The following is a 5,248-nucleotide window of genomic DNA, read 5'->3' as shown; positions in this document are numbered from 1 at the left end:
GTAAATGTTTGGTGATGAACTCCACAAAGTCGTTTAAAATCTTCTGGTTTGAGCTGCTGGTATCGCGAGTAGGTCATGGATTCGGTCATAATGAGCCTACTATTCTTACCACATCCCTTACTTCTGCAAGAACTCTAATAGCTATGACAGTTTCAACCTTTTAACTGTCTGAGAAGAGACCGATATTGTAAATATTCTGCGGGCATTGTTCAACTGTTAATCCGACTTGCTTTTCTATGTTGTCTAATGGCTAAAAATGGCTAAAGTCAAGTTTACTTGCCAGAACGTGCTGAAAAACGGTTACAATTCTTTGCAACATCACCAATTGTAAGAGTGGCACTAGGTCAAATAAAATAAGCTCAATGCTGGAAACAAAATCTGTGATACAGAACCTTGTTAGCCCGCTCGAACTCAGGCAACGCTCGACTAAAACTCTGGTGCTGTCCAGTCAGCAATTGAGTTGGAATGGCATCTTGGTTGAACAGTGTCAATATTCTCCAACTCCAAATGAAGCTAAAAGTCCTGCCCTATCCGATCATCGGCTTATCTTACCCCTAGGGCAACCCGCCCCCTTGATCCAGAAACGCGATAATCGCCTGCATGAGTCAATCCTTCAAAAGGGAGACAGCATCTTTGTTCCCGCTGGATATCCGAGTTCCTGGCGAAGCCCCAGAAGGGACACCAACCGCCCCAAACAGCAGCAGTTGCATATTTGGTTAAAACCGGTGTCGATCAAACGAGCCGCTGAAGCATCCGAAATTGATACAGACCGACTCGACCTCGTGAACTGTTTCGGTAAGCAAGATTCACAACTTCATCATATCGCGATGCTACTGTTAACCGAGTTGCAGTCAGGTGGCATTATGGGGCAATTATATGTCGAATCATTAACTCAAGTCTTAGTCATTCATCTGCTGCGACACTATTCTACCTTCACGCAGCCCATCACTTTTGAAGACAGAAGCTTAACTCGTACTCGGTTGCAGCAAGCGATCGAGTATATTCACACTCACCTCGACCGGGATTTATCACTGGTTGAAATTGCTCAGGTTATTAATGTCAGCCCGACTTACTTTGCCAGCTTATTCAAACGCGCTACAGGGATTTCGCCGCACCAGTACGTGGTTCAACAGCGAGTGGAACGGGCGAAATTGCTGCTGTCAAAAACGGATTTAGCGATCGCAGATATTGCCTTACAAGTGGGTTTCTCTAACCAAAGCCACTTGACACGACACTTTAAACGCCTAGTCGGAGTGACACCCAAGCAGGTGCGCTAAAACCATAAGAATGTGACCAATCTAGGTTAATAATGGGCTGATTTCAATGATTCACAGCGCTCATATGTTGAGGGGCATAGCGTTCGCCCATGACAATTCCTTTTGGTGCTACAGCTTCGATAAGTTGTAGCTCTTCTGATGTCAGGATAATATCCACTGCTGCAATATTCTCTTCTAGATACTGACGGCGCTTCGTTCCTGGAATTGGCACAATATCTTTTCCCTGTGCCAAGAGCCAAGCAAGGGCAAGTTGGCTAAGAGTCACGCCTTTTTCCAGTGCGATCGCCCGTAGCCGATCGACCACCAGCAAATTTCTGTAGAAATTCTCACCTTGAAATCGAGGGGAGTGACTACGGAAATCGTCTGGATCTAAGTCTTCAGGTTTAGTAATTGTACCAGAAAGGAAACCTCGGTCTAATGGACTGTAAGCGACAAAGCCAATGCCTAATTCTTGCACTGTAGCTAAAATTTCATCTTCTGGATCGCGACTCCATAACGAGTATTCCGTCTGCAATGCTGCGATCGGACGAACAGTTTGTGCCCGTCGAATCGTGGTTGGAGCTGCTTCTGACATACCCAAGTAGCGGACTTTGCCTTGCTGTACTAATTCTGCCATTGCGCCGATTGTCTCTTCAATCGGTACTGTTGGGTCAACGCGATGCTGATAATACAGATCGATAGTATCAATGCCCAAGCGCTGTAAGGAAGCATCACAGGCAAAATGTACATACTCAGGTTTACCGCTGATGCCGAGAAATTGCCCATCGGGTGTGCGAACATTGCCAAACTTAGTTGCCACGATCGCTCGATCGCGCCGATCGCGAATCGCCTGTCCAACTAACTGCTCGTTGATGAATGGACCGTACATATCTGAGGTATCAAGAAAATTGATGCCTAGATCGATAGCACGATGAATGGTTGCGATCGATTCTCGATCGTTGGGACTCCCATAGAATTCAGACATGCCCATGCAACCTAATCCTAATTCGGAAACCACGAGTCCTTGACTGCCTAGTTTTCGCATTTCCATAATTTTTACTCCTGAGAGCAGCGTTGTTGCACAAAAAGAGGATTTAAGTACCACCAAAAACCGGGTAGCACCGTGAGCTACAAGGTCCGCAACTGGTCAGAGTATAACGCTGGATTAAAACAAAGGGTAAAAGTGACACCCAAGCAGGTGCGCTAAAACCACAAGAATGTGACAAATCATTGTAAGAATCTACAAGAAGTTGAGCGTTGGAATTCATTACATTTTAGATAGAACCCTATCCCACGCTCTCCTAACGCACAACCCGCACAACCCTTTTTGCGGCATAACCATAGTTGGGAGTATCATCATCGGATCTGCCAACAAAATTGATTTGTAAAGAAATTTTACGAGAACTGAACATTTTGCATAAAAACAAAGGTAGAAGCAGGAGATATATTTAGTACCTCAAAATCGTCTTTGTAAATTGCCAAACTCGTACCTCACTCAAGTGTGCGATCGACGGCTCGTTAAGTCCCAAGTTCTGAAATTATATTTAAATATCGATGCAGCCCGTAGCTCCATTTTTTGACGCAAAGCGCGAAATTTCAAATCTAATCGAGAATAGCAGTTTACATTCGTAGATTGCATGTTGAAGAGCTGAAATATGAAACTCACATATCGTGGCATGACATACGAGCATCGTCCTTCTAAAGCTTCTAGTCGCCCATTCGTTCGAGTTTGCGAACCTGGAGCAGCCGAGTGCCTCAGTTATCGTGGCGTAACCTATCGCATCGAGCCTCAAACCAGAGCTATCCAAGTACCTGCAAAACTAGTCGGTCATAAATTGATTTATCGAGGCATCACCTACTACAAGTTGATTTATCAGGGCATCACCTTCTCAGTCAATAGAAATATCTGAGGAGTTAGCGCACTAGTAGGGCGCTCTCGATACAAGCCTCAATCAAACCATCCACATGATTTCTCGTGACTCTGTTTAGGAATAGGAAGTGAATTAGGCAAGCGATATGAATTGTAACTCAACTCCACTAGCTCTTGTGAGCGATCGAGAATTCGTAGCTACTAAATCCTCTTTTGGGGACGATTCCAATAGATTCGCACCTGTAGAAGCGGCTTCAGAAGAAGTAGAACCGCTCACCCCAGAAGAGCAACGCGATCGCCATCAGTTAGAGTTGAAGGTAGGGCAAGCATTCTATCAAGCAGGCAAAGCACTTGCCCAACTGCGATCGCAACGGCTGTATCGTTCTACACACAGAACCTTTGAAGCGTACTCCCAAGAAAAGTTTGGCTTTTCTCGTCGTTACAGCGATTATTTGATTGCGGCTGCGTGTGCAATCGAAAATTTGCAACAAATGAGAACGATTCATTCTCAAGAGCGGCTGAATGAACCAGAGCGGTTCGATGAAAATAATCTCAGCACGCTCCAGGCGCGAATTTTGCCTACCAAGTTGGAGCAAGTTAAGCCTTTAACTAGTTTAAAGACAGCCCAACAGCAGTGGCAGGTATGGAACCAAGCTATAGAAGCAGCCAATGGTAAAGTTCCTTCTGGTCGGATTGTCAGCGAGATTGTGGCGCAGCTCAAACAAAAGCCCCTCGTGCTAGATCAAGATGATTGCCAAGTAGGTGATGTCTTCACCTTGGTTGGACTCGAAGGTACGCAGAAGAAATACAACGGCTGCTTTTGCGTTGCCACAGAGCTAACAGACTTAACAGTAACTGTTGACGTACATGATGCCACTCTGAGTGTGAAACTAGAAAACTTAAACGAGATTGCTTCGTCGGATGACAAACGACAGTTGCCACAGACTTTGAGGCGGGTGAGGCGATTACGAGAGGTTGAATCGCTTGACCGAGGAGCAGCCAATGTTCTCAAAGACTTAAGCAGGCGGACTAATTTAACTCCTGTAGAAGAAGGTTTGTTGTCTTGGATCGAGAATTACTACAGGGTTACTGAATAAAAAAAGCAAATTGTAGAAGTATCTGCGTTTTGCTGTAACTGCTCAGCGTACCGGACGTAGGAGCGATCGCTGTGGTTGTACTTCAAAATGAGTCAGTACGCCGATGCCTTCGACACCGTCGATCGTATCCGTAGAGCTTCAGTTTGTGAGAGTGAAAATACACCAGTAGTGTGGGCAAGAGGATAGTCAAACCAGGGTTACTGCTTGATGGGATACCAAGAGCTACGCCTATTGTTTTAGCAAGCCTACACTTGCTTGAATTAAAGGGCTGACAGCTTCTGCAAATGATGTGTGAGTCCGTGATGAAAATAACACTAATTCTTCTTGGCGTACTTTTTGCTTTTCTAGTTCAGGTGACTAGACTTCAGGCTGCTCCCATCCCTTCCAAGACCGAAACCAATACAATTCCTACGTATGAAAAGAAAGCCGATCTCATTGTTACCGATATTTTGGGGTTATCCGGTATTCGCCAAATTGGACCCTTTCATGCAGGGGGACCCATACCCAGTAACCCTGCATTTCTGATTGAAACCCTGGAAGGAAGTGTTCTCGATCCCGAACGTTTGCTGGTTGGCAGTGCCTCTAATTATGGTTTGGATCTTTACAACCGACAAATGCGACCTGGAGCGATCCTTTCTCTGGAGGTCAACCAAGGTCGATATGCTGTTCCCAAAAATTTTGCGGCTACAGACAAAAAAGCTCTAAACGGTAAAGTCATGCTTTACTCCGCTCAAAGTAGGGACTATATCAACGGATATTACAATAGCAATGCCATTACCCAAGATCTACCAAATATCTCTAACCCCACGTATATCTCTATCAATAATGCTTTTGGTCGCCCTTGGCAGGCGAGTAGTCCATTTGGTATTAACGGTCCAGGTCTGATTAGTAGACATCTCCAAAATAGTAACATTCTGTGGTAGAAGAAGATTGAAGAGGTTTTTTGATACAGAAACATGAGCGATATACTAAATCATATTGAATCGAATCCTAAAAAAACGTTACGATTAATTGGTTTGGAGTAT

The 5,248-nt window shown here is 44.8% G+C and carries 5 protein-coding genes; 4 read left to right on the top strand and 1 reads right to left on the bottom strand.

All coding sequences use genetic code 11. The features are described from left to right. Positions 1-380: 380 nt before the first annotated feature. Positions 381-1,277 carry a helix-turn-helix domain-containing protein gene (locus tag ACRC32_RS26175; protein WP_438556718.1) on the top strand — a complete coding sequence of 299 codons (897 nt, stop codon included), beginning with the start codon at positions 381-383 and terminating at the stop codon, positions 1,275-1,277. A gap of 43 nt (positions 1,278-1,320) precedes the next feature. Here ACRC32_RS26175 and ACRC32_RS26170 read toward each other — a convergent pair whose 3' ends face one another. After that, positions 1,321-2,307: an aldo/keto reductase gene (locus tag ACRC32_RS26170; protein WP_438556717.1), complete on the bottom strand. Its 987-nt coding sequence runs from the start codon at positions 2,305-2,307 to the stop codon at positions 1,321-1,323. 604 nt (positions 2,308-2,911) lie between these two features. Here ACRC32_RS26170 and ACRC32_RS26165 point away from each other — a divergent pair. The 3 genes from ACRC32_RS26165 to ACRC32_RS26155 all read left to right on the top strand — a co-directional run bounded on the left by ACRC32_RS26165 (position 2,912) and on the right by ACRC32_RS26155 (position 5,146). Next, complete coding sequence (locus tag ACRC32_RS26165) at positions 2,912-3,166, top strand: DUF4278 domain-containing protein (RefSeq protein ID WP_438556716.1); 255 nt, start codon at positions 2,912-2,914, stop codon at positions 3,164-3,166. A 106-nt stretch (positions 3,167-3,272) separates the two neighbouring features. Next, on the top strand, positions 3,273-4,223 hold the full coding sequence (locus ACRC32_RS26160) for a hypothetical protein (RefSeq protein ID WP_438556715.1): 951 nt from the start codon (positions 3,273-3,275) through the stop codon (positions 4,221-4,223). 302 nt (positions 4,224-4,525) lie between these two features. Further along, on the top strand, positions 4,526-5,146 hold the full coding sequence (locus tag ACRC32_RS26155; RefSeq protein ID WP_438556714.1) for a hypothetical protein: 621 nt from the start codon (positions 4,526-4,528) through the stop codon (positions 5,144-5,146). Positions 5,147-5,248: the final 102 nt, after the last annotated feature.

This window comes from Chroococcidiopsis sp. (genome assembly GCF_051657925.1).
Lineage (GTDB): Bacteria > Cyanobacteriota > Cyanobacteriia > Cyanobacteriales > Chroococcidiopsidaceae > Chroococcidiopsis.
The sequence above is the reverse complement of the archived record's forward strand: the minus strand, read 5'-3'. Positions and strand labels throughout refer to the sequence as shown.

What these genes read in the sequence shown, in the direction of transcription:
- ACRC32_RS26170 (WP_438556717.1), bottom strand. Translation starts at nt 2,307, where the DNA reads ATGGAAATGCGAAAACTAGGCAGTCAAGGACTCGTGGTTTCCGAATTA.
- ACRC32_RS26165 (WP_438556716.1), top strand. Translation starts at nt 2,912, where the DNA reads ATGAAACTCACATATCGTGGCATGACATACGAGCATCGTCCTTCTAAA.
- ACRC32_RS26160 (WP_438556715.1), top strand. Translation starts at nt 3,273, where the DNA reads ATGAATTGTAACTCAACTCCACTAGCTCTTGTGAGCGATCGAGAATTC.
- ACRC32_RS26155 (WP_438556714.1), top strand. Translation starts at nt 4,526, where the DNA reads ATGAAAATAACACTAATTCTTCTTGGCGTACTTTTTGCTTTTCTAGTT.